The following is a 24047-nucleotide window of genomic DNA, read 5'->3' as shown; positions in this document are numbered from 1 at the left end:
CGGCCTCAGCGCCGGGTGCCGCCCGGTCGGCCTCGGCCGGTTCCGGAGGCCCGGTGGCCGATGCGCGGAGCCCGTACCACCGCGGCGTTGCCCGCCCCGGGGCGGAAGTTCCGCGCCGCGCCGGCAACCATCTCGTCGGGATCGTTGCCGAGCGCCTGCCGGATGTGCGGCGGAACCATCTCCGACGTCGCCAACGCCATCCGCACCTGCACCGAGCGGTCGTCGACCAGGCGTCGCAGATCCGCGTCGTCCAGCTCGACCGCGAGCACCAGCGCGACGCGGACGTCCACCACGGGATCCTGGGCGAGCGCGCTGCGCTGGGCGGCGGTGGTCCGCGGGTTGCGGGCGAGCCCCTTGCGTACGCGCGCGGTGCGGTCGGCCATCAGGACGGTGATCACGTCGGGGTCGTGGGTGTGCGTGGCGAGTCGTTCCCGTACCTCGGGAGAGACGTCGTCGGCCAACCGCGCGGCCAGCTCGGGCTCCAGGTCGCGCGTCTCCGCGAGGAGACCGCGAAGCTCCTTGTCGGGGGCCTCCGACATCACCCGGCGGACCGACTCGTTGCAGGCCGGGTTGCCGGCGACCGCCCAGCGGACCCACCGGTCGGCGTCCTTGACGAGTAGCAGGAGATTGCCGATCGAGGTCGTGGGGTTTCTCGCCACGGCCTCCCGGACATGACGATCATGGTCCCGGGCCAGCGGTCGCAGTGCCTGCGCGGGCGCGTCGGTGCGCGCCGCGACCGCCTTACGGACCACGGCCGACGGATCGGACGCCAGGTCGATGAGGGTCATCTGTGTCGTGGCGGGGTCCTGGGCGACGGCGAGCCGCGCGTCGACGCCGCCACCCGTCGTGCCGTCCGCGGCGACACCTGACCCACTGTGACGGTCGGGTCCGCCGACGTCCTGCTGTTTCCCCATGGGCGCCATCATGTCACGGGCGGTGCCGTGCACCGGCCGGGCCGGGTCGGCCGCCCAGGGGTGATCGACACCACCACCTGGGCGGCCGAGGAGCTCGACGGCGCCGCCGTGGCAGCCGGCGCCACGGCGGACGCCTCAGCTCCCGGCGCAGCTGGCCCGGCCCACGCCGGTCAGTTCTTGGCCTTCGCGTAGTCGAAGAGGTCGGCGACGTCCTCGTCGAAGTACGGGCCGTACATGTTGCCGGAGAACTTGTACGAGGCCACCGAGTTCACGTGCCCGAAGCCCTGCGAGTTGTTCCAGGCCCGTAGGAACGGCCCGCCGCTGGTGCCCTCGTTCAGCGGGCAGTCCACGAGCTTGACCCGCTGCGTTCCCGCGGCCTGCGTCGTGCTCTGGCAGTAGTGCTGCCACCTGCCGTCGAAGGGCGCGGCGCCGGGATAGCCGAGCAGGGTGGCGGCGACGCTGCGGGGGTAGTTGAAGCTGATGCCCTCCCCGCCGGTGACGTCCACCAGTCGTTTGCCGTTGCGCGGCCACACGGTGACGAAACCGTAGTCCCACCACAGGATGTCGTGGTCGACCCAGCCCTTGGTGGAGGTCATGCTCCGGGCGCTCCACAGCCCCCAGGCGGACGGGCCGTCGGCGTAGTTCGGGGCGAAGACCCAGTTGGTGTACCAGTTGTCGGAGCCGTCGCCGGGGTGCAGGCAGTGCCCGGCGGTGGAGACCAGGTTCGCCTTGGCCGTGTTGATCGCGCTGGCCGAGCAGAAGTGGTCCCCACCGTTGACGTCGGTGAAGAAGACCCGCCCGACACCGGGTGAGGGATTGACGGACTGGGTTCCCACCCCGGCGGAGGCGTTGCGGGCCGAGACCGGGGCACCGGGGACCGCCGTGCCGGTGCCGCGCGGACCGATGGGGTCCGCGCCCGAGCGCGGTTCGCCGACCCGACCCGGCCGGTCCGCGGCCTCCCCGGCCAGCTCCTCCCCGCCCACCAACGGTTCCAGCGGCGTCGCGGCTCGCATCCGCTCCGGCGTCCAGTACGCGTCGGCCAGGGCCTGCGCGGTCGCCGCGTCCCCGATCGGCCGGCCGTGGAACGTCGCCTCCGCCCCGGCGGGGATCCCGTTCGGCGTGGTCGCGCTCGCCTGTGCCGGCGTGCCGGCCAGAGTGAGCCCGCAGAGCATGGCGGTAGCCGCCGAGATGATGCCGTAACGCCTTCGCACCCGTGCCTCCTTAGAAGCCGGCCCGGGTGGCCATCCGCCACGGGCCCGGCACCGGTGACGCTAGGGCGCTGACCCGCCGCCCGGCAGCGGTCTGTCGGCATTGATCCACAGACACGTATCTGCTTGCGGCCGGCGGCGCCCCGCGTGACCGGTCACCGCGTCACGGGCACGGCGTCCGCGCGCAGACGTCGATGACCTTGCCGGTGAGCAGGAACACCGCCTTCTGCTTCTGGGCGCCGGCCTGGGCGCGCGGGAACTCGTGCGAATCCTCGCCGTACTCCGGCCCGGCCGGGGCGAGGTTGGTCGGCGGTGGCGCGTACGCCGCGCCGCTGTTCCAGATCACGATCGCCGAGCCGGTGTACGGGTACCTGCGGATCGGCGCGATGCCCCAGTACGGCCGCACGTCCCGTGACCAGCCGTCGGCGAGCGCGGGGGTGTGCAGGCGGGCGCCGATGGTGCGCGCCTGGACCTCCGCCGCGGCGGGGGAAACCTGCTGGTCGCCGAAGGCCACGTGCATCAGCACCTGGTGCGCCGGGGTGCCCGGCAACGGGCGGTCGGTCATGTGCCGGGCGTACCCGTTGGCCTCGGACCGGTCCCACAACATCTGCAGCAGCGCCAGAATCAGCTGCTGGTCGACCCTGTCCGGGTAGTAACCGTCCATGATCGTCTGGAACGGGGTGAAGGCCACGCTGCGTTGCAGCAGCGTGGAGTAGTTCATCGCCGGCACGCCGAGCACCGACCGGGTCCAGTCCTGGGCGATGGCGGTGAGCGCGCCGCCGTTGATGCCGCCCTGGCTGTTGCCGTCGTAGTGCAGCCCACCGGCCACGTCGATCAGCGGCCGTCCGGCGGCGTCCCGGAACGCGGGGTGGGCGGCGAACCCGCCCGGGTGGATCATCGTCCGCCCCAGGAAGAGGAAGTTCAGATAGCTCTGCTGCAACCGGTCGACCACCGCGGGGAAGGCGCTGAGGTCGGTGAAGGCGCCGGCCACGTAGGGGACGTCGGCGGCGGCCATGCCGATCCAGCTGGTGGCGCAGAAGGTGAAGTCGTACGTGTGCGACATCGTCCTGACGTTGCCGGCGTTGATCTCGGTCGGCTTGCCGAGCAGGCCGTGGCCGTAGAGCGACAGGTGCGCCGGCTTCGCGGCGGAGGCGCTGCGCGGGATGTTGCAGACGAAGTCGGCCGCCACCGTCGCGCCGGACGGCGTGGGCAGGGCGTCCGGCGTCGGTGGCGTCCCGTCGCCGCCGGCCGGCCCGTAGTGCAGCCGGGAGCCGGGCCCGCCGTCGCCGGTCAGATACGACGGTACGCCGATGGTGCCGGTCACCTGCCGGGCGATCAGCGGCTCCTGCTCCGGCGGGTAGTCGGTCACCTGGGTGACGGTGAACGACGGCGCGGCCCGGCGGAGCGCGGCGAACGCGCCGTCCCGGATCGCCAGCATCCGCCCGGTCAGGCCGTGCCGGCTGGCCACGGTGAAGTCCCAGGCCAGGTAGAGGCTGTGCCGCTTGATGCCGGCCCGGGTCAGGTCGGCGAGGATCCGCTTCATCTGCGGGACGCGACGGTCCCGGTGGCCGAGGCCGGCACCGGTCACGTACGCCGTGAACGCCTTCGGCGCGGGGATCAGCGCCCCGTCGCCGTCGCGCAGGCCGCGCAGGCCCACGACGTAGCGGGTGCCCTCGGTCAGCGCCACCGCCGGCCGGATGATCAGCAACTGCCGCTCCGGCTGGCCGGCCGCCCGCGCGTCCAGCTCGGCCCAGTACGGCGTTCGCCTGCCGGTGCGGGCGTCGAGCAGCACGATCGGCGCGTCCGGCGCCAGCGAGCGGCCGATGTCGGTGACCGGCGCGATCCCGGTCGCCGCCGCGTCGAGGCCGGGCACGCGCACCAGGATCGGCGAGCCGGGACTGAACCCGTCCTGCCGGTTCCACTCCGTCGGGTCGATCGGGGCCGCCTGCGCGTTGGCGGGCATCGCGGAGGCCGCGAACCGCACCCGCTTGCCGGTCGGGCTGGTCCGGTCCGGCACGGTGAAGTAGTCGTTCGGGAACGGCAGCAGGCAGGCCGTCGGGTCGATCGGGTCGCAGCCCTGCTGCCCGACCGGTGCGGGCGTCGCGGGCGGCGCCGCGGCGGCGCCCGCGCCGAGCAGGACGGCGCCGGCGGTCACCAGCACGGACACGGCGAGACGGAGCCGTCTGGGTGTGGTCACGCGCATCTCCTTCGGCACTGGACGTGGTCCGATGCGGGGGCCGACGATGGTGGGTGGAGCGTGGTGTTCTTCCTACGCTCGTGAATGGATCGCGGCAAGGGGGCCGCTACTCCCCGGACCTGGCGGCGAAGCCGGACAGGTAGGCGAGTGCCCGCTCGCGCCGCACGGCCGTACCGTCGGGGTCGGCCTTCGCGGCGTTGATCAGTACCTGGCTCAATGCGGTCGACGGATCCGGATGCAGCCGGCTGCGCGCCACCGCGTGGGTGAACGTGACGCGCACGAGCCCGTACCCAGGTTCCTCGGTGGCCAGCTCCGCGATGAGGTCCTCGATGCCACCGCCCACCGGCTCGGCGCCATCGCCGTCCGCCTCGTACCACGCCCAGGCATCCTCCACACCGCGCCGGTACCCCCGCCGCGCCAGCTTCAGCAGTTCGGCGCGGCGCAGCTCGCGATCCGCGTCGGGAAGCGCCGACGGATCGACCGTCATCTCCTCCGTCGGCAACAGGCCGTCGACCGCCACCTCGACCGCACCCCGGTACGCCTTCGGCAACAGCGGCGATCGCACCGACTCGCGCGTCGGCGGCAAGCCGACCAGTCTGACCAGGTCGACGCCGCCCGGAATCAGAATGCCGAGCCCGCCACGCGGCTCGAACAGGTCGGCCGGGACGAGCACGGACGCCGGGTGCGCCCCGACCAGGTGCTCGCGGGTGATCCGGACTCCGCCGCAGCGCTCCAGGAATGCCAACGCCTTGGGTCGCGGATCACCGATCTCGTCGAAACCGAGCCCGTCGAGGTACCGCTTCAGCTCCTCCGGGTCGTCGCCGTCGCCGTGTCCGGGGCGCGCCCAGTCGACCGAGGCGACCAGCCGACCGTTCTCGGCGTACGACAGGCGGTTGGAGAAGTTGACGTTCCAGTACACGCTCGTCACCGAGGTCCCCGCGGACAGGCGTCGCAACACCTCCGCCTGCGCGCCGTGGTAGCCGTTCTCCTCGACCAGCACGACGTGGCCGTCGACATCGACCGCACAGGCAAGCTGTGGATACGGGAACGGCGCAGCGCGTGATACCTCCATGAGATCCTGCAGCGTGGCGGTGCGCCGGGCCGGAAAGCCGTCGAAGCGAACGAGCGCCTCGTCCACGGTCAGCCCCGCGACCACCGTGACGCACAGCGCGACTCCCGGCACGTCCCGCTGCGCGAGCAGCTCCGCGTAGTACTCGATCCCCCGCACCACGTTCCTCCCCCGACGGTCGCACCCCGCTAGCCCTGACGCGGAGCCTAGACACCGTCGCCGCCGGTTCGGGAAAGCACCGCGCCGACCGCCGCGAGCCCGGAGATCCCGCCGGGTGCGCGGTCTCAGGGCTCAATATCAGGACCTGCGCGCACCGCGGGCCAGCCTTCCGCCCGTCATCGCCAGAGCGGGCCCCACCCCGATGAGCAAGAGCGCGTTGCCACCCGCACCGGCGTGACGACGGCTACAGCGCGAGCATCGCCGCGGCGACCTCCTCGGCGGCCGCGTCGGGGATCGCGGTCGCCGCCTGTTCGAGCACGAGCAGCCGCGCGCCGGGGATCTCGCGCGCGAGCGCCTCGCCGTTGCCGACCGGGAAGAACGGGTCGCGACGACCGTGCACCACGAGCGTCGGTACCGCGAGTTCGGGCAGGCGCTCGCGCCAGCGCGGCTCGCAGTCCAGCCTGGAGAACACCATGCCCATCTGGTTGGCCATCTGGATCGCGGGCTCCGTGCCCGGCGTACGGTCGAAGACGCGCTCGGCCTTCGCGCGCGCCGCGGCAGGGTCGTCGCCGAGGATCTCCGCGCCCGCGCTGGCGAACTCCGCGACGGCGGCACGGTCGGACCAGTCGGGCATCGGCAGCGCGAACCGCCGGCCCATCGTCGCCGCGTCGTGGTCGGGCAGGTCGTCGTCGACCAGGCCCGGTGCGACGGGCCGCGTCCCGGCGAGGGTGAGTGCCGAGAACGCCTCCGGGTGGTCGAGCGCGGCGACCTGGGCGACCATCCCGCCGACGCCGATGCCCGCGAGGTGCGCCGGCCGGACATCGAGTCCGCGGGCGAGCGCGGCGGCGTCGGCGGCGAGGTCGCGCAGCGTGTACGCCGGCGCCTCGGGGTCGACCGTCGTCGACGCGCCGGAGTCGCGCAGGTCGTAACGCACGACGTGACGTCCGCCGCGAGCGAGCGTCTCGCAGAGCGCGTCGGGCCAGGAGAGCATGGTCGGGCCGCCCGCGAGCAGCACGAGGGGCGCCGCCGCATCGCCGAAGTGCTCGACCCCGAGCGTCACGCCTTCGGGCGTGCGGAACGAACGGGCCGTCGGACGCATCGTCGACCTCCAGGGCAGCTGCATGACTGCGGCACACGTTACGCGCGCAACGTCGCACGCCGCCTCGACACCAGCACCGACTCAGGGATCCGGCCAGAACTCGGTGCGCAGCCGTCGTCGAATCGCGGACGGTGCCCGGGCCGGCTCAGGCCGGCACCGCGCGGCGGGCACCGAACCGGTCGGCCAGCAGGCCGGTGGCCTGCATACCGACAACGTTCCAGCGCCGAGCGTGGCGTGGTTGACCGGACGGCCCGGAGAGAGCGGCGGAAGTCAGCATCCAGCGACGGCCACCCCATCGCGATAGTCACTCATGAGTGAGTGCCGGAGTTGAGGAACACCGGCGCGAGCAGGACAGGTCGGCCGGTGCCACGGATGACGGCGCTCGCCTCCTTGACCAGCCGCGAGGTGAGACCGGTGAGCCCGGCCGGCCCGTAGTGCATTCCCCACACCGCGTGCCAGTCACGCACCGTGCTGCCCTGCTCGTCGTAACCCGGCTCGGCCCGGGGCACGACCCGCCGCTGCACGATGTACCGGCCGTTCCTGGCCGCCGTGGTGAGCGCCTCGCGCCAGGTCGTGTCGTCGACCGTCCAGCCGGCCACCGTGCCTTCACCACGGGCCAGCGTGGTCGGTTTCAGGATGCTGTCGGACCGCTCGTGCATCAGGCCGGTCAGATCGGCCGGGGCGTCGAGGCGGGTCGTCTGGGGCAGGATGCGGCGCAACGCGGCGCGTTCGGCCTCGGTCAGCGCGTTCTGCACTGCGGGCAGATGCACGAGGGCGAGACAGGACTTGCTGTTGAACACGTCGTGCGCCGGTACGGTGACCACCGGCGGCGTGGTGCTGCCCGCTGACGGGTGCAGCCGCCGCCAGGCGATCGGCGGGTCCGGCTCCGCGGCGAGTTCCTCCAGGCTGAACAGCCGCAGGATCGCGCTGACTCCGGCGACACCGTCGGCGACGGTCCCATCGGGTTTCGACAGGTCGGCGATCTCGGCCAGCCGGGTCCGGAAGGGGCGCGTCTCGATACGTTCGGCCAGCGGCTGCCACGCGGCGGCCCACTCCGCGAGTGCCCCGGTCGCTTCGACCATCAGCACCTCCCTGAGGTCGTCAGGGGTTCCGGCGTCAGGCTCCGGTGCCGCCGCGTCCAACAGGTCGACCAGGCCGGTGACGGAATCGAGGTGGCGTAGTCCGTGTCGCTCGGCGAAGTGGCTGAATCGTGGGTCGGCCAGGATCGCGGCACCCAGAGGTGCCCGCCGGACCCCGTTGACCGCGGTGGACAGGCCCAACTCGAGCACCTTGAAGCCGGTGCCGTCGTGAATCAGGTCGGCGCGGCCGTACCGGACGAGGCGTGGCATGTCGGTGTCGACGAGCATCGGGCGGATCGCCGCCGGCGCGTCGGTCAACGCGCCGAACTCGGCCAGGCTGCCGCCCGCGAGCAGATCGGGAAGCCTGCCGACGACGTCGAGCAACACCTCGAAGTCGGCGTAGAACGAAGCGATCTCGCGCTCCAGGACGAACATCGGGCGCTGGAAGCTCTGCGCCGCGAGTGCTGGCCCCAGTACCCCGACGGCGTGACTGGCGGGCAGGTCGGCCGGCAACTCCCCGGCCCCGACCGCCCGCAGATAGTCCGCGGCCGGGTCGGGCAGGGCAACCGGGCTGCGGGAGTTCATCAGGCGCCCCCTGCCCCGGTCGCGACGCGGCGGTGGCGTGGCATGGCATGGCAGGACCGGGTCGGCGTCGGCCGTTCAGGCTGACAGGAACAGGGCACGGTCTGCCTCCAACGGGCGCGGCAAGCGGCGATCGGCCAGGATCGTATAGGGATCTCTGTGGGGGTAGGAAGACCAGGCCGGGTGCCATGTAGGGGTTGGGTGACCTGCAGGGGTCGCCTCCCTGAGGTACGTATCGATGGAGTGGAAGGACCCGCTCCCAGGGAGCCGACGGAAGTCGTAGCGGCGAACGCGCCCGGAGTGCCGCGACACCCACCCGCACCATCGTTGCCGGTCGGCTGAGTTCGGAACGTCAGCCCGGACGGGCCCGCGCGGCGAACCGGTCCGGACCACCACGGGCTGTGCCACGGGCTTTGCTACATCGAGCGCTTCCTCGTGGGTGCCGGCTGGTCTGGACGTGATGCAGGACGAGGATGGCCTGGACGTTCACCCGTGGCGCTTGTGCTTTCCCGGACGTACCGTCACGCCGTGGTGACGCTGATCTCGAAGCCGCAGGCCAGACGGGCGATGGGGTCACCGTAGCGGAGATGGGCCAGGGTGAGCAGGGCCTGCCGGCCTGTGTCCGGGCGCCACACCGCCCGCGGCGCGGGCACGCTCGACGCGGATGAGGTCGGCCAGGTGGTTCATCGTGCGGCTGGACAGCGCGGGCCGCGGACGGGTGAGACAGCACAGCGAGGCTCCCGGCGGAGGCATCGGGTCCTGGCCGACTGCTGCCCTACGGGAGCCCCGTCCTAGTGTCGATACCGGCTTCCCGTGCCCATCATGACCAGCGCCAGCACGATGAAAAAGCCTCATTGGGCGCCGGTCCTCACGAGCGCTCGCCCAGGACGGCGCCGTCCTGTTCGGCGATGAGATCACAAACATGCGCGACGGTTGGATTGCGGAAGAAGTCACGAAGCCTGAGGTTGACGTTGAACTCGGTGCTGATCCTCGCCACCACCTCAGCGGCAAGCATCGAATGACCACCGACTTCGAAGAAGTCGTCCGTCACCGAGAGAGTCTCGACGTCGAGATACTCGGCGAACACGCCACACACCGATGCTTCCAGCGAATCCCGCACGAATCGATCTAGGGGCATTGAATTCTCCGACAGGACGAAGTAGGGAAGGTAACCAGAAACAATCGGCTGATCTCTGCGGAAACCAGCTCACCGAGGGGGTACTCATGCCGCCACGAACAGCGGCACTTCCACTCCAGGCCGCTGGGATCGGAGGCGGTCACGGCTCTGTAGGGGCTCTGGCGTCAAGTCGGGCCTGGGCGTTGCGCAGAGAAACGCTTGCCTTCTCATCCGCTCAGGTCATCGCCTTCCGCTCGCCATGCTCCAGGCCACCCGGACTCAGCGCGCGAACCTCTTCTGCAGCAGTTCCGCGCAGGCCGCCCGGTCGGTCTTGCCGCGGTCGTTCACCGGAAGGGCGGCCAGGTAAGCGATGCGGGTAGGTATCATGTAGTCGGGCAGGCGCGGACGAAGTCGTTTGCGCAGTTCGGTCTTCGACGGGGCGTCACCGGTGCAAACAGCAGCGAGTTCGACTTGTCCGTCGCGATGCTCGACCGCGTGGACGATCGCGTCATCGACGCCTCCCCACATCCGTAGGGTGCTCTCAATCTCATGCAGCTCAATCCGGTAGCCACGGATCTTGACCTGCTGGTCCAGGCGGCCCAGGTGAACGAGGACGCCGTCTTCGAGGACGACTCGGTCGCCGGTGCGGTACCACGCCTCAGGCCCTGGCTCGTGGCGGTCGGCCGTGGATCCGTGAGGTCCGGGTTCGACGAACCTCCCCTCATTGTCCTTGGCGTCGTGATAGCCGTAGAACCGTTGGGAACCCCGCACCTGGAGCTCGCCGCATGCCGGGTCGATCTGGAAGTCCAGGTGCGGATACACCGCGCCGACCGGCACGGTTCCGTTGGATGTCGCCGGCCAGGCGCTGCGTTCCCTCGGCAAGCGATAGGACGTCATCGCCACCGTGAGCTCGGTCGGTCCGTAGAGATTCTCCAAGGCGCTGTTCGGCGCCGCCTCGGCCCATGCCTGCGCCTGGTTGAGCGTGAGCTGCTCCCCGCAGAACAGGCTGGAGCGCAGCGACGGCATGCATCCCGGGGACAGCAGCCGCGCCCGGGAAGCCATGGAGACCAGAGAGGGCACGCAGAACCAGTGCGTCAACCGATGCTTGTTGACGAATGCGACCGGATCGTAGACGTCGTCGGCCGACGGAACTACCAGAGCGGCTCCGGAGCCCCAGGTGACGAACATGTCGAAGACCGACAGGTCGAACGTCAGGCTGAACATCTGCGAGTGCCGGCAGCCTGGTCCCATCCCGTAGCGGGCGACGTTGAACTCGATGAACGGGTCCACGTTGCCGTGCCTGATCGGCACTCCCTTGGGCCGACCTGTCGAGCCCGAGGTGAACAGCAGGTAGGCGAGGTCGTCAGGTTTGCCCGTCCACTCAGGCCAGCTGTCCCGCCACGCCGGCCCCGCAGCGGTGCGTGATGCCGGAGGCGACCCGATGAACACGACGCGGGCCGGGAGTGCGTCCAGGAGTGCGGCGTCCGCCGTGTCGTCGTCGGCGGCGATGAAATCCAGGCCGGCCGAACGGGCGATCGTGGCCAGGCGGTCTGCGGGATGGGAAGGATCGAGCGGCACGACGACACCGCCGATCCGCAGGCCCGCGATGTAGGCCGCGTAGGTCTCGACGGTCCGCGTGGCCAGCAAGCCGACTCGCGGCCGGGCGACGCCCTCGGCGAGCAGGCGATGGCCGATGCCGCGGGAGACCTCGTCGACCTCGGCGTAGCTCCACTGCCGGCCGTCGGCGACCAGCGCAGGTTCGTCTGGATACTTCTCGACACTCCGGAGGAACCAGTCATGCAGCATACGTCTCCTCCGGATCAGTTCCCTGGGTCGCCGATTCGACCACAGTCGGCACGAAGTCGAAGTCCTGCTGCCCTGGCGGTTCGAGGAAGTAGTTGATGTCTGCCATCAGCAGTCGCATTCGTTCATGGTCGTCGGACGTAAGCCACCGATCTTCGATCAAGCGGCGGTTCCGCCGCCTGACATCTTCAGAAAATGGGAGGTCTCCCGCATCGAGGTAACGCACTGCGCCAGCGCGGTCACGACACGGCACAACGGTTGACCTCGCGTGCCTGCTTGCGCTGAAAGGGATATCCAGAGAGCCACGCCTGAATGCCGAGGCGATCGCCAGCGGAAGGTCCGTGGCCCCCAGCAACGGCTCGACGATCTCATTCACCTCGCGCTCGATCCAGTACTGCTCTTCGGCCAGGGCGGCATCATCGAGTCGTATGACGTCGACGAAAGGGGCGTTCGCGACCCGCGCAAGTCGCATCCCGTGGATGTTCGCAGAGGCGTCTGGGATGCTGTATCCCTCCCGGATTGTCTTGGTGACCACCTTCGCGGCGCCGCCCAGCCTCGCGGTCAGGGCGCCAGCGAAGATGAGTTGTTCAGCACGCGCGCGGCTCCTCGGAAAGACTCCCATAAACTCGTGCAGCACCGGATAAACGTCGACTGACGAGGGCAGGTAGCGTGTTGCAAGAGACCGGATCGCGCGTAAGGCAGCGACATCCTGCACCATATTCCCGGATTGCGGGTACGCAATGGATATGCAGGCCACTCCGCCATGGGCGGCCATGACCGCCTCCAATATGCTGATTGCGATACTCACCGACGGCGGAACGAGGACGCCGGTGAGGCTGCCGAACAACTCCCGGTCGACGACCACACCCGCTTGGGCCAGTTCACCACACTTCGCATCGATCTCCGCGTACGCATCCAACGAGTCCGCCAGCGGCACGTCTTTGCAGTACGGCAGATTGTATGAGATCCCGCCGCCCTCGAACGACGTTATTCCTGACGCAATTGCGGTTTCGAACAATCGGCGCGGCCGTGGAGAACCGTGACGCACCTCGAGCGGGACGGAGACCACCTGGTTCAGGTCGCGTCCGCGCCGCCAACCATGCGCCACCAGCGGATAGCCGTTCAGTTCTTCAGGGGCGTTGCGTAACGACGACTGCGCTGTGTCGAACTGGTTGAGCCGCGTGTAGGAGTCGATCGTCAGACTTAGGATGTCGGGATGGGCGCCTTCTTCGAGGGCGAGCAACAGGGCGCGCATCTGCTCATGACCGCCAACCCCGCATCGCGGCTGAATCGCCACAAGACCCCGCGCCTGCGCTGCCCTGAGAACGTCGGCAACAGCGGGCTTCTTCAGTCCCTTGACGAAGGCCACCGAGTCCGAAGTCGATGGAATCTCATCGACGTCCATTACTCGGTTCCTCGACCAGGGACGAAGCCGGGAAGCCAGCCAGATCGCCTTGTCGTTCCACTCGGAGCCGATCGAGCACCGCCGGGATCGTCGACGGGTCGCGAAGGATGTGATCCACGCCCAGAGCGTAGAGGGCCGCATCTTTACTGATGTCGCCGTCGCCGGTGATGGACAGGTTTCCTCCAACAATCACCGGGCAGGTGATCGCACCGCGATCTTTCGCCTCTGGTAGGTCGGCAAGATCCTGCCGCGCGTGCCCATTGAGGCTGCCAACGAGTACCGCCTCCGCTTCTGGCCACCGACGGAGGGCATCGCAAATGTCGGATACTGTGGTGCAGGCTCCAAGGTTCACCACTTTGAAGCCATGCGACCTGAGCAGATAGGCGATGAGGTGGTTTGCGACGACATGGGAATCGCTGGCCGCGACGCACAGGATGACGGTTCGCCCATCGGGGCAGTACTCGTTTTTCATTCCTGACCGGTTTCTACATATCGAGGCTCGACCGACAAGTCTGGTGGGTCATCCTCTCCCACTGGGCCTCTCGGGCAGTCGAAGAGGTGGCTCGGCTCGCGTTCGAGGACTACCGAAAGTGAGTATTGGCATACAACTTTTCCCCGCTCTTGAGCGCACGGCAAGCGAGACGCCGACATTCAACCTCGATCATATCGGCCCGGAGATCTCCCGCAAGTAGCAACGAGGCAATGCTTGTGCCGCCGGTGTCTCGCGCCTCGCCCATCCGGACCGAGTCGCTCACAGCAAGTGAAGAAATCGACACGGGGCGACAGCGCGGTGTTTGGAAAAGGTCACTGCGCTCCCACCCGCGTCGCCCAGTCAGGTGGCTGTCTACGAGGGACGGCCTTCTTCAACCAATTGCGCGACGGAGAGTTGCGCTTCCGGTTCATCCGCTGCGGCGGCGAGCAACTGACGGAAGCGGAGAACCAAGGCATGTATCGAATCGTGGTCGAATATCTCGGTGGCGTATTCGGCGCGCAACGACCAGCGTGTCGGCGAAGCAGGAATCACCTCGACCATCAGATCCAGCTTGGCAGTCTCGTTATGGATGGACAGCTGGCGAACATCCATGCCCGCGAAACTCACGGGGGAAGGAGTGACCGACTGAAGCGCAAATGAGACCTGGGCGAAGGGCTGACGACTTCGGTCGCGGGCGGGCTTGAGTTCTTGCACAAGCCGCACGAAAGGAACGTCCGAGTTGCTGAAGGCGCCGAGCGCCGACTGCCTCACCCGTTTCATCATTTCCACGAAGGTCGGCGCACCGCCGGTGTGGACACGTAGGATGATCGTGTTGATCAGAAGCCCCACGAGAGACTCCGTACCGGGGTGGTGGCGGCCCGCGACTGGCACGACTATCGCCACATCATCCCGTTCGGCGTATCGTGCCAGCAGTTCCTGGAACACCGCCGCAAGCGCCATGAAGAGCGTGCAGCCATTATCTTCGGCGATTGCGCGGAGCCGGTCAACGAGGGAACCAGGCAGGTCGACCTCCACCCGGGCACCACTTACTGGTCGGCTGTTCGGGCGAGGCTTGTCGGTGGGCAGGTCGAAGGGGACGTAGCCGGTGAGGGCTGAGCGCCAGTAGTCCAGCTGCCGCTCGAGCCGTTCCCCGCCAAGCCACTGCTGGTACCACGCCGCAAACTCGGAGTACACGATGTCCAGCGTTGGCAGGCGTGCCGGCCGTGAGTCCACGATGCTGTCGTAGAGCTCGCTCAACTCGTTGGTGATGATGCCGATCGACCAGTCGTCACAGATGATGTGGTGCAGACAGAGAAGAAGAATGTGTCGGTCGGCGGAGAGCCGAACCAAGCTGCCACGCAGCAGAGGTGCGCGCTCGAGGTCGAAGGGTGTTCGTGCCACGAGACGCATCTGCGCCTCTAGAACCGTGGGGTCGTTTCCCGTCGCATCGACCTCGTCGAGAGCGACGCTGACGTGGGGGTGCACCCGAAGGGAGGGGACGCCACCACTGTCCGGGAAAGACGTGCGCAACACCTCGTGCCGACCCACCAGGAGGTTCAACGCCTGGTCCAGCGCACTCACGTCGATCTGTCCCGTGAGTTCATACGCCAAGGGGACGTTGTAAATTGGCGACTCGGGGTGCACCTGGTGCAAGAGCCACTGACCGCGTTGGGTCGGGGACAGGGCACCTGCTGGCTGGCCCCCCAGATTACCGGAGGCAACGGCAGTCGAGGCGAGAGTTTCCACCTTGTTCGCCCTTGCCGCCAGTGCCGACAGGGTGGGATGAGCAAAGACGTCATCCAACCGGATCTGAACACGCTCCGCTGATTCGAGAAGATGGACCACACGCATCGCCGAGAGAGAATCGCCGCCAAGTCCGAAGAAGTCGTCTTCGGGCCTCACCGTGTCGATCCCGAGCACCGTCTGCCACGCCCGGGCAATCCGCTGCTCGTCGGCACTGAGAGACGGCTTCCCACTGATCCGTTCGGCGTGATTGGAAACTGCCCGCACGTCGAGTTTGCCATTGGGAGTAAGCTGCATCCTCTCCACAGTGATGATGCTGGTCGGCACCATGTACGGTGGCAGCGCAGCGGCACACACCTCTTGGAGATGTCGAGCAGTGACCGGTTTCGACAATGATCGAGGCTGCACGTAAGCCACCAGGCGCCGTTGCCCGTCCGGAGGACCAACGACGGCCGCGATGGCCCGCTCCACCCCGGGGTCGGTGTGCAGTACGTGCTCCACCTCGCCGAGCTCGATCCGATGCCCGTTCACCTTCACCTGACGGTCCCGGCGACCGACGATCTCCAGCGTTCCGTCCGCTCGGTATCGTCCGAGGTCCCCCGTCCGGTACAGGCGGGCACCACAGCGGCCGCTGAGGTTGTCCGGCACAAAACGCTCAGCCGTGAGAGCCGGTGACCCGACGTAGCCGCGGCCCACTCCAGCACCACCGAACACCACTTCGCCGACGACCCCGAACGGGACCGGCTGAAGGTGCTCATCGAGCACGTAGACCTCGATGTTCGGGTTGGGGCGACCCAGGGGCGCGATCCCTCGACCGCGTGCGGCAGCAACGGCGGTCGCATCGAGACAGCAACCGCCTACCGTAACCTCCGTGGCGCCGTACTGGCTCAGCACCGTCAGTCCCGATATCCGGGCCGCAAGGGACCTGACAAGCTCCAGGCGCAGCGGTTCGCCGCCGACAAACAGCGTCTTGGTGGCCAGGCTCCCGCCGCGTAACCGAAGATGCCCGTCGAGGACTTCGAGGTGCGACGGGGTGAGCCGGACAAAGTCGAAATCGGCGTCGCTGGTGAGCACGTCGACTACCTCGTCGACCCTCGCACCGTCGGGCAGCAACACCATTTCCGTGCCCCTCATGAGGGGAAGGAAGATGCACGGCACCGTGAAGTCGAAGCTCAAGCGAGTATGGACCAGGGTGCCCTGGCGATGGCCCGTGGGTAGCACGGAATCAGCCCACAGCAGGTAGTTCACCGCGCTGCGGTGCTCGATCATTGAGCCCTTCGGCGTGCCGGTGGAGCCGGAGGTGAAGATTACGTACGCCAGATTGCTGGGGGCGGCGGGCGACTCCGGTCGGTCGCTCGGTTGGGTCCGCAGCTCGGTGGCCTGCTGATCGACATCCAGGACGGGGAGACCGGTGGCCGTCAACGATCCAGCGGTGCTGGCGTCCACGACGGTCAGGCTGACACCGGCGGCCGCAAGAGCGGTCGTCGTCCGCTCCACGGGCTGATCGCGATCCTGTGGTACGTAGGCTGCGCCAGCCTTGAGGATCGCCAGGATCGCGACGATGACCTCTGGACCGCGCCTCATGAAAACGCCCACCCGGCACTCCGGCCCGATCCCGCGCTGACGGAGTAGTCGAGCCAGTTGGTTGGCCTGTCGTTCCAGATCGCCATAGGTGAGCCTGGCGTCGCCACACGAGATTGCGACGGTGCCGGGCACCCGATCTGCCTGTCTCTCGAACAGTTCGTGAAGGCACAGATCTGGCATGCCGACTGCCCTGCCCCGGCCCCACTGCCGGGTGATCCTCGCAGCCTCGTCGCTTGTCAGGATCGTAAGAAACCGAGCGGGAGTGCACGGATCTGCGTATGCGCTGCCCAGGAGCGTCATCAGGTGAGCGATCATGCGGCGAGCGGTGTCGCGTTCGAACAGTTCAGGATCGTAGCTGAGCCGACCCTTGAGCCCGGCGGAGGCCTCAATGACCGTCAAGCTGATTTCCGCTGCGGCGGTGCTCTCATCGGCGACGGAAGGCTCCGACGATCCGCTGGGGACCGCTGCTCCCGTGCCATACCAGGCAAACCCCGCACGTACCGTCTGAATGCGAGGTGCGGATCGGCGCTCGCTGTCGCCTGGTTGCACTGCCGGCCCACCGAGGAGACGCATGAGATCGGAATCGTCTGCTCTCGCCAATGCGTCGAACCCTAGTAGCCCAGGATCACTACAATCGACGACGGCGGCCGGTTCCGTCGTCTGATGGTCCGCTCCGGCCGACCCGACGGGTGCAAACGTCACGCGCATGGCGAACCGTCGCTGCCCGCTGTAGCGGTGCAGCAGGAGACGCCACGCGGTCTGGAGCACTACGCCCCTGTCGGTCCCGATCCGTCGCGCAAGTTCGTCGATCTCCCCGGCCATGATCCCGGTGATCGCGAACGGCTCGTCCACCCTGCGGTTACCACAGTCGTGGGTACGCGGTCGGTCGGTAGGCAGCTCAAGGAGCAGTTCGTCTCCTGAAATCCGTTCGGCTAACTCACGAAGTTGCTCGGTCACGGCCGCTCCTGTGGCAGAGATGGGGGCTGTGTTCTCGCTCCGTCGCGGAAGGAGGGCGAACGACCAGCGGTAGGAGGGATAACGAAGAGTAGGCAGGGGCGAGGACGCGAGCCGCCCGGATGATCCAGCGCCGGCCGGGCCGAATCATCCGTCGGAATCCGCGTCGGCAGCCGATCACGGTTGTCCATCGTCTCCGCGCGCTGCCCCGGCCAGTGCTCGCAACGCCTTCGTGGCCCCCACAACGGCAAGGAGATGAGCGGATAGCGGGGCTCCTGCGTATTGAGACACCAGAATTGGCGGGAGCACTGGCTTCGCGTACTTCCACAGCTACAGCGCGATAGGCGCAGGACCCGTCCGGGACCACGAACGACGCGGCACCTGGTCGCGCTGGTTGGCGACACCGGCGACGGGTGGTTGCAGTGGCCACACCCTGCCGGGCACTCCGCAAGCGGCCAGACGTGGTTCGTAAAAACGCGGGTCGTCCCGTGCGCGGGGCGCGTAGGCAGCGATTCAGTGATACCGTCACGCAGCGGACCGAGCGGCGAGACATCTCGCGACGCGCCCTTCGATCCCTGCCGCTTGATGACGGATAAAGACATGAATGGCTCCAGCCTCCGCTTGGAAGAATCTCCTGAGAAAGGGTAGGCTGACCCGACGGATCTCAGTGCGGGCAGGCGAGCGTTCGCACGATCGGAACAACGGCCCAAAATCAGCTCACCAAAGGGTGTGCTGATCGATCCTGCGCCCATCCATGGCCAGAATGGGCAAGGTCCGACCTGACAGATACTCGGTTGCACATCCATCAACAGTCGGGTGCCGCATCTGTTTTGCTGTGTATCGCCCTCCCGGAGGGGATCCTACGCACAGCCAGTGGATCAAAGCAACACCCTCGATCCCTGCTCAGAGGGCTGGCGGCGAGGTGCGCGACGACGCGAGTGCATTACCACCCTGATCATCATTTACTGCCACAGGACCAACCTCGCCGGAATGGTCGACATGACGATCGTCCACGCCTTTCCGGCGGGTTCGTGGTAAATGCCGGTCACACAGAGTCAGCGGCTCTTGGGGTTAGCGTGTCGAATCTCCGCTCGACGCACCCGGCCTTATGCACAGGGTAGCGTTGCGATGACGGCTCCGAGAAGTCAGCCGCCAATGAGGGCTTTTCATCGTGATGGGTCTGGTCACGGTGGGTCGGGGAAGGGTCTGTCGACATAGGAGGAGGCTCCCGGTAAGACAGCAGTCGACCAAAATCCGATGCCACAACCGGGAGCCTCGCTGTGGCTGTCTTAGCCGTCCGCGGTCGCGCTGTCCAGCCGCACCCTGAACCACCTGGCCGACCTCATCCGCGCCGAACGCACCCGCCGCCGCGGCCGGTGGCGGCGCCTCGACGCCGGCCGGCAAGCCCTACTCGCTCTGGCCCATCTCCGTAACGGTGATCCCATCGCCCGTCGGGCCTACGGATCCGCGGTCAGCGTCACGACGACGTCTGGACCCGCCGGAGGTGGTCCGCCAGGTGATCGATTTCGCGACCGGCGTCGACTCCGGACCGCGCTGACCGTACGTGGGAGACGCAGCGGCCGGCCGGGACCGGCCGGCCGCTGCGTCTCACCGGTTCACCAGGTGACCGGCAATTCGTAAACGCCGAAGAAAGCGCTCTCGTGCTTGTACGACAGCTCCTCGAGCGGCACGGCGCAGCGCAGGTCGGGGAACCGCCGGAACAGGGTCTCGAAGACGATCTCCAGCTCCGCATTGGCGATGTTCTGGCCGATGCACTGGTGGATGCCGTAGCCGTACGCCATGTGCCCGCGCGTCGAGCGATGAATGTCGAAGGTGTCCGGGTCCTCGAAGAATTCCTTGTCGTGGTTGGCCGAGGCGGCGAGGAGATACAGACCCTCACCGGCCGCGATCCGTTGTCCCGCGATCTCGACGTCCTCCTTGGCGATCCGGGGCAGAACCAGATCGCCGACGCTGAGGTAGCGGAGCAACTCCTCGACAGCCTTGGGCCACAGGGCCGGGTTGGCTTTCAGTTCGGCGAGCGTACCGGGGTGTTCCAGCAGGACCAGCGTGCCGAGGGCGATCATGCTGGCGGTCGACTCGTGCGATGCGTTCAGCACGCTCTGGGCCGCGCTGGCGAGCTCGGAATCCGCCAGCTCGAGTTCGGCCGGTGCATGCGCGAGTTTGGTGAGGATGTCGTCGCCCGGGTTACGGCGCTTCTCGTCCAACAGGGCGAGCATGCGGGTGCGCATCTCGATCACGGCGGTCCGGAGTTCGTTCATCGGGACGCTGCGCTCGAGCAGGACATTCGCGCGGGTCTGGAAGAAGTGGTGCTCGGACTCCGGCACGCCGAGAAGTTCGCAGGTGAGCACCGACGGCACCCGTAGCGCCACCAGGTTCACGAGGTCGGCGGGCTGGCCACTGTCCCGCATGACGTCCAGCGCATCGTCCACCATCCGCTGGATCCGCGGGCGCAGAGTGCGGATCTTGCGCATCGTGAAGTCGGGCACCAGCAGTTTGCGGTACACGTCGTGCTCGGGCGGGTCCATCCGGACGAACGACGAACGCCGTCCTTGCGGGTCCACCCCGATACCGCCGGCCAGGGGAACGCCCGGGATGGTGCTGTCGCTGCTGATCCGGGGGTCGGTGAGCGCGGCCTGGACGTCGGCGTACCGCGAGACCAGCCAGACGGTGCTGCCGTCGCGAAGCATGGCCCGGGACACCGGTTCCGTCGAGCGCAGCGTCTCGTACTCCGGGGGCGGGTTGAAGGGGCACCCGGAGCGACGCATCGGGAACGACGGCGGACTGTCGGCCTTGCCTGCCGACACGGTGGGGCCCAACGTTGCCATGCTGACTCCTGTTCGCAGGTGACCGCGATGCGGGGTGATCTCGTCTGTTGCCGCGCTGACGAACATACGATCCGCCGTTAAACAAGCCGGTAATCACCGGGTAAGCAACGTGGATCGGCGAGGGCGGCCGCCACCGGCTTTCCCGATAGGGGTCCGTGAGGGGTGGGGCCCGTTCCCCCCGATTGATTACCGTCGAATGGCAAGGCGTCGAGATCCTGTTTCCGGACGTCATCCGCCCCCGAACTGTCGAGGAGGGGCATGGCGATGGGTCATCTCGCAGACGACAACCTCGTGGATGTTGTCCTGGAGGGCGGTCCGGCGGACCTTCCGCCCGAACGTCGCCTGCTCAAAGCCGTGGCTGCCGGCGAGACGGTGAAGATCGAGTGTCGACAGACCCTTCCCCGACCACCGTGACCAGGCCCATCACGATGAAAAGACCTCAATGAGCATGCGGGCGACACTGAGCCCCTTTTCATCCTGCGTACGGTTGGCAGCGACCTGGTGCAGGACGAGGATGGCCTGCACGCCCCGGCGGGACGCGGCAGGGCAGGTCGACGACGAGGCTCCCGTACCGGGGCGGTCGTTCCTGGTCGACGGCTGTCCTACCGAGCCTGACCGCGACCCGGCGCGTCCCTGGCTGCGGCTACTCGCCGATGAGCAGACTCCGCAGATCCCGCATGCGGCGCATCCGCGCCAGGTCGCAGCACCGCCCGGCCACTTCGGCACAGACCCCCGGCCGGAGCCCCTACCGGGGTCCGGGACGACGTGCGTCCGGCCCGGCGGAGGTCCCACCGGGCCGGACGAGCCGTCATCGCACCGAGAACCACAGGTCCTGCGGGCGGTGGTCGGAGAGCTGCTCGGCGGAGACCAACCGGTAGCGGTGCACGTCGACCGCTCCCCTGGTGAACGTCCAGTCGATGCGCCAGAACGGCAGCGGCAGGCCGGCGAGCGGGCTGTCCCAACTGAAGTTCATCGGCGCGTCGAAGCGCCAGCTCAGGGGCAGCACCTGGGTCCCCTCGTCGGACGCGTCGCGGGTGACGGCGCGCAGCCCGTCGAGGGTGCCCATCGCCGAGGTGGCGTTGAAGTCGCCGGAGACGATCGACGGGTTCGGGTTGCGCCGCACGTCCTCGGTGACCGCCGCGACCTCCTCCTGCCGCCAGGTGAACTTGCGCCGGTAGTACTCGTCGAGGTCGACCTGCGGGTGCAGGAAGTCGAGGTCGATCGCGGTCGGCACGGTGACGTGCACGTTGTAGACCGAGATCGTCCGCTCGCCGATGCGCAGGTCGGTCCGCAGCACCTTGTCCCGCGCGAAGACCTCGGCGAAGGGGGTGCCGGCGGGTTGCCGGGCCGCGGGACCGAACAGCGGCTGCGCCACGATCGGGAACCGCGAGATCGTGACCAGCTCGCTGCGGCGCGCGATGTGGTAGCCGGGGAACTCGGCGCGGAGCTTGTCGTCGTCGCCGACCGGGAAGTAGCCGGCCTCGGCGCTGCCGGGCAGCCAGACCACGTGCTCCTGCAACAGGTAGATGTCGGCGTTCTGGCGACGGAGAAACGCGAACTGCGCCTCAGGGTCCTTGTTGCTCATCCCCCAGTAGTTCGTGTTCCAGGTGAACAGGTGGACCGCGCCAGCCGGCACCGGTCGCGTGTCGCGCAGCAGGGCGGCCGGGTAGACGCCGAGCTGGTCGACGCCGGGGAGCAGGCCCGCCACGGCGAGGGCCACGGCCCAGCGCCGGCGACGACCGCAGGCGGCGGCCGCCGCGGCGGCCAGCAGCAGCGGGGTCAGCACCAGGAGCACCGGCGGGGCCGAGTCCAGCAGGATCGACCAGTGCCATCGCCCGGTCGCCGCCCGGCGGGTCACGGTGAAGACCAGGAAGAGCGCGCCGGCGGCGACGACGACCCAGCCGTAGCCGAGGCGTAGCGCGCGGGCGACCCGCCGGCGGCGCGACACCGGCACCGGCGGCGTCAAGACCGCCGCGACGACTCCCGGATCCTGTGTGGTGGTCATGGGACGACCTCCTGGTAGAGGCTGCGGAAGCGGGGGCGCAGGAGCCATTCGAGCAGCCCGGTGGCGAGGCCGGCGACGACGGCGGTGTTCATCAGCAGATGCGCGGCCGTGAAGAAGACGACGAAGCCCCAGCCGCGCTCGCGCCGCACGAAGACGTACTGGCCGAGATCGCTCGTGACGAAGCCGCCGAGGAGGACGGCGGTCAGCAGGGCGAGCGGGGGAAACAGGACCGCAGCCGGCACGCTCAGCAGCGTCGATGCCGCCAGGAGCGCGGCGACGGCCCGGCCGCCGGTCTCCATGCCCTGCATGGCACGGCCGCGCCGCAGGTAGAACGGCACCCGGAGCCGGCTGCGCCGGAACGCCTTGCGCAGGATGGGGACCATCCGGCTCTCGTCGGACAACCGGCCGCGGATCTGCGAGGTCAACAGCATCGGGTACGACCGCGACAGCCGTTCCGCGTGGTCGATCTCCTCGGTCTGCCGCAGCGCGGGGTTGAACCAGCCGGCCCGGTCGAACGCTTCGCGGGTCACCGCGCCGAGCGCGTAGAAGCCGCCGCTGACCAGCCCTTCCGCGCTCTTGCGCCAGTAGTGGTACTGCAGGATGCGGTACTGCCCGACGAGCCCCTCGGGGAACAGCGGCTCCTTGTCGGGTACGCCGAAGACCGCACCGTAGCCCTCGTCGCCGCGCAGCAGCCGGACCGCGTTGCGGATCGCGTCGGGATGCATGGTCACGTCCGCGTCGAGGAAGAAAATGATCTCACCCGTCGCGTGGCGTACGCCCAGGTTGCGGGACGCCCCGGGCCCGCCGTTGGCGTCCGCGCGGACCAGCAGGCACGGGTGCCGGGCGGCGCGGGCGGCGCTGGTGTCGGTGCTGGCGTCGTCGACCACGATGACCTCGTGTGCCGGCATCGACTGGGCGTGCACCGAGGCGAGGCAGAGGTCGATGGTGCGACTGTCGTTGTACATCGGCACGACGACCGACACTGTGACGCGGTCGTCGGAAAGCGTCTCAGCCATACAGACCTCCCCCTTCGAGGACGAGTAGCCAGAGCCCGGCGTTGGCGAGCATCACCCGGTCGCGGAGCAGCACCCGGACGGGGCTGCCGCCGCCGGAGTGCACCAGGACGACCTGGAGGTAGCGGAACAGCGCGAAGAGTGCGAACGGAGCGGTGAGCAGCGCGGTGCGGCTGACCGACGACGCGTGGAGCTGGTAGGTGATGAGTGCGCTCGCGGCGGTGAGGCCGAGCAACTGGTCGAGCAGGTGCTCGGTGTAGCCGACCAGGGCCGGCCGGTGAACGATGCCGGCGACCCGCAGCTCGTGACGCCGCTTGCCCAGGATGAGCAGCAGGCAGACCGACAGTACGCAGAGCGTGAGCCAGCCCGACGGCGGCGCGTCGACCGCGGTGTAGCCCTGCACGAGGCGCAGCACGAACCCGACCGCGACCGCGAACAGGTCCAGCAGCGGCACGTGCTTGAGGAAGAAGCTGTAGGCCACGTTGACGACCAGGTAGGTCAGCAGCGGCCACCACGACCGGACGTCCGTGGCGACCAGCAGGGCCAGCCCGGCGAGCAGGAACAGCGCGAGCACCACGGCCTGCCAGGGTGTGACCCGTCCAGAGGCGATCGGACGCAGCCGCTTGTGGGCATGGGCCCGGTCGCGTTCGCGGTCGGCGAGGTCGTTGAGGACGTACACCAGGGCCGACGCGAGCGTGAAGCCGAGCACCGCCGCGGCGACCGAGCGCAGGTGGGGCCAGCTCCACAGGTCGGCGTCGAGCAGGGGCAGCACCGCCACGAGGTTCTTGGGCCACTGGC

16 protein-coding genes and 2 pseudogenes are annotated in these 24047 nt (G+C 68.6%); 2 read left to right on the top strand and 16 right to left on the bottom strand.

All coding sequences use genetic code 11. The features are described 5' to 3' along the window. Window positions 1-5 precede the first annotated feature (5 nt). From AB0883_RS28740 to AB0883_RS28685, 12 genes and pseudogenes are all read right to left on the bottom strand, one after another. Complete coding sequence (locus AB0883_RS28740; protein ID WP_366644425.1) at window positions 6-914, bottom strand: hypothetical protein; 909 nt, start codon at window positions 912-914, stop codon at window positions 6-8. 170 nt (window positions 915-1084) lie between these two features. Next, window positions 1085-2125: a hypothetical protein gene (locus AB0883_RS28735; RefSeq protein WP_366644424.1), complete on the bottom strand. Its 1041-nt coding sequence runs from the start codon at window positions 2123-2125 to the stop codon at window positions 1085-1087. Between the two features lie 160 nt (window positions 2126-2285). Continuing rightward, window positions 2286-4325, bottom strand: a complete 2040-nt coding sequence (locus tag AB0883_RS28730) for a hypothetical protein (RefSeq protein WP_366644423.1) — start codon at window positions 4323-4325, stop codon at window positions 2286-2288. Between the two features lie 100 nt (window positions 4326-4425). Beyond that, complete coding sequence (locus AB0883_RS28725) at window positions 4426-5502, bottom strand: DUF6461 domain-containing protein (RefSeq protein WP_366644422.1); 1077 nt, start codon at window positions 5500-5502, stop codon at window positions 4426-4428. Between the two features lie 289 nt (window positions 5503-5791). Beyond that, window positions 5792-6670 (bottom strand): alpha/beta hydrolase, encoded by an 879-nt coding sequence (locus AB0883_RS28720; RefSeq protein WP_366644421.1) that lies wholly within the window; start codon window positions 6668-6670, stop codon window positions 5792-5794. Window positions 6671-6954: 284 nt separating this feature from the next. Beyond that, a complete protein-coding gene (locus AB0883_RS28715; protein ID WP_366644420.1) occupies window positions 6955-8310 on the bottom strand; it encodes a hypothetical protein in 1356 nt (451 codons plus the stop codon). Between the two features lie 521 nt (window positions 8311-8831). After that, window positions 8832-9060 (bottom strand): annotated as a pseudogene (locus tag AB0883_RS28710) (transposase family protein); the annotation flags it as partial. Between the two features lie 115 nt (window positions 9061-9175). Next, complete coding sequence (locus tag AB0883_RS28705; RefSeq protein ID WP_366644419.1) at window positions 9176-9427, bottom strand: phosphopantetheine-binding protein; 252 nt, start codon at window positions 9425-9427, stop codon at window positions 9176-9178. Window positions 9428-9703: 276 nt separating this feature from the next. After that, window positions 9704-11230, bottom strand: coding sequence for an AMP-binding protein (locus tag AB0883_RS28700; RefSeq protein WP_366644418.1), 1527 nt, complete (start codon window positions 11228-11230; stop codon window positions 9704-9706). Further along, window positions 11220-12632 carry a methylaspartate mutase gene (locus tag AB0883_RS28695; RefSeq protein ID WP_366644417.1) on the bottom strand — a complete coding sequence of 471 codons (1413 nt, stop codon included), beginning with the start codon at window positions 12630-12632 and terminating at the stop codon, window positions 11220-11222. The genes AB0883_RS28700 and AB0883_RS28695 overlap by 11 nt, the downstream gene beginning before the upstream one ends. After that, window positions 12619-13104, bottom strand: coding sequence for a cobalamin-dependent protein (locus tag AB0883_RS28690; RefSeq protein ID WP_366644416.1), 486 nt, complete (start codon window positions 13102-13104; stop codon window positions 12619-12621). Before AB0883_RS28690 ends, AB0883_RS28695 begins: the two co-directional genes overlap by 14 nt. Before the next feature lie 372 nt (window positions 13105-13476). Next, the gene (locus AB0883_RS28685) at window positions 13477-17388 is read right to left on the bottom strand and encodes an amino acid adenylation domain-containing protein (RefSeq protein WP_366644415.1); all 3912 of its coding nucleotides are present in this window, start codon (window positions 17386-17388) and stop codon (window positions 13477-13479) included. A 1305-nt stretch (window positions 17389-18693) separates the two neighbouring features. On the opposite strand from AB0883_RS28685, the pseudogene AB0883_RS28680 reads away from it, so the two are divergent. Then, window positions 18694-18825 (top strand): annotated as a pseudogene (locus tag AB0883_RS28680) (IS5/IS1182 family transposase); the annotation flags it as partial. 176 nt (window positions 18826-19001) lie between these two features. Here AB0883_RS28680 and AB0883_RS28675 read toward each other — a convergent pair. Continuing rightward, window positions 19002-20231: a cytochrome P450 gene (locus tag AB0883_RS28675; protein WP_366644414.1), complete on the bottom strand. Its 1230-nt coding sequence runs from the start codon at window positions 20229-20231 to the stop codon at window positions 19002-19004. A 258-nt stretch (window positions 20232-20489) separates the two neighbouring features. Here AB0883_RS28675 and AB0883_RS28670 point away from each other — a divergent pair, with 258 nt between their 5' ends. Continuing rightward, window positions 20490-20645 carry a DUF5988 family protein gene (locus tag AB0883_RS28670; RefSeq protein WP_366644413.1) on the top strand — a complete coding sequence of 52 codons (156 nt, stop codon included), beginning with the start codon at window positions 20490-20492 and terminating at the stop codon, window positions 20643-20645. 394 nt (window positions 20646-21039) lie between these two features. On the opposite strand, the gene AB0883_RS28665 is transcribed toward AB0883_RS28670, so the two are convergent. Genes AB0883_RS28665 through AB0883_RS28655 form a run of 3 tightly spaced genes read right to left on the bottom strand, consistent with a single transcriptional unit; the run spans window position 21040 to window position 24027 of the window. Further along, window positions 21040-22236 (bottom strand): endonuclease/exonuclease/phosphatase family protein, encoded by a 1197-nt coding sequence (locus AB0883_RS28665; RefSeq protein ID WP_366644412.1) that lies wholly within the window; start codon window positions 22234-22236, stop codon window positions 21040-21042. Then, a complete protein-coding gene (locus tag AB0883_RS28660) occupies window positions 22233-23252 on the bottom strand; it encodes a glycosyltransferase family 2 protein (RefSeq protein WP_366644411.1) in 1020 nt (339 codons plus the stop codon). Before AB0883_RS28660 ends, AB0883_RS28665 begins: the two co-directional genes overlap by 4 nt. After that, on the bottom strand, window positions 23245-24027 hold the full coding sequence (locus tag AB0883_RS28655) for a UbiA prenyltransferase family protein (protein ID WP_366644410.1): 783 nt from the start codon (window positions 24025-24027) through the stop codon (window positions 23245-23247). The genes AB0883_RS28660 and AB0883_RS28655 overlap by 8 nt, the downstream gene beginning before the upstream one ends. Window positions 24028-24047 lie beyond the last annotated feature (20 nt).

The organism is Micromonospora sp. NPDC047812, from assembly GCF_040704175.1.
GTDB lineage: Bacteria > Actinomycetota > Actinomycetes > Mycobacteriales > Micromonosporaceae > Micromonospora.
The sequence above is the reverse complement of the archived record's forward strand: the minus strand, read 5'-3'. Positions and strand labels throughout refer to the sequence as shown.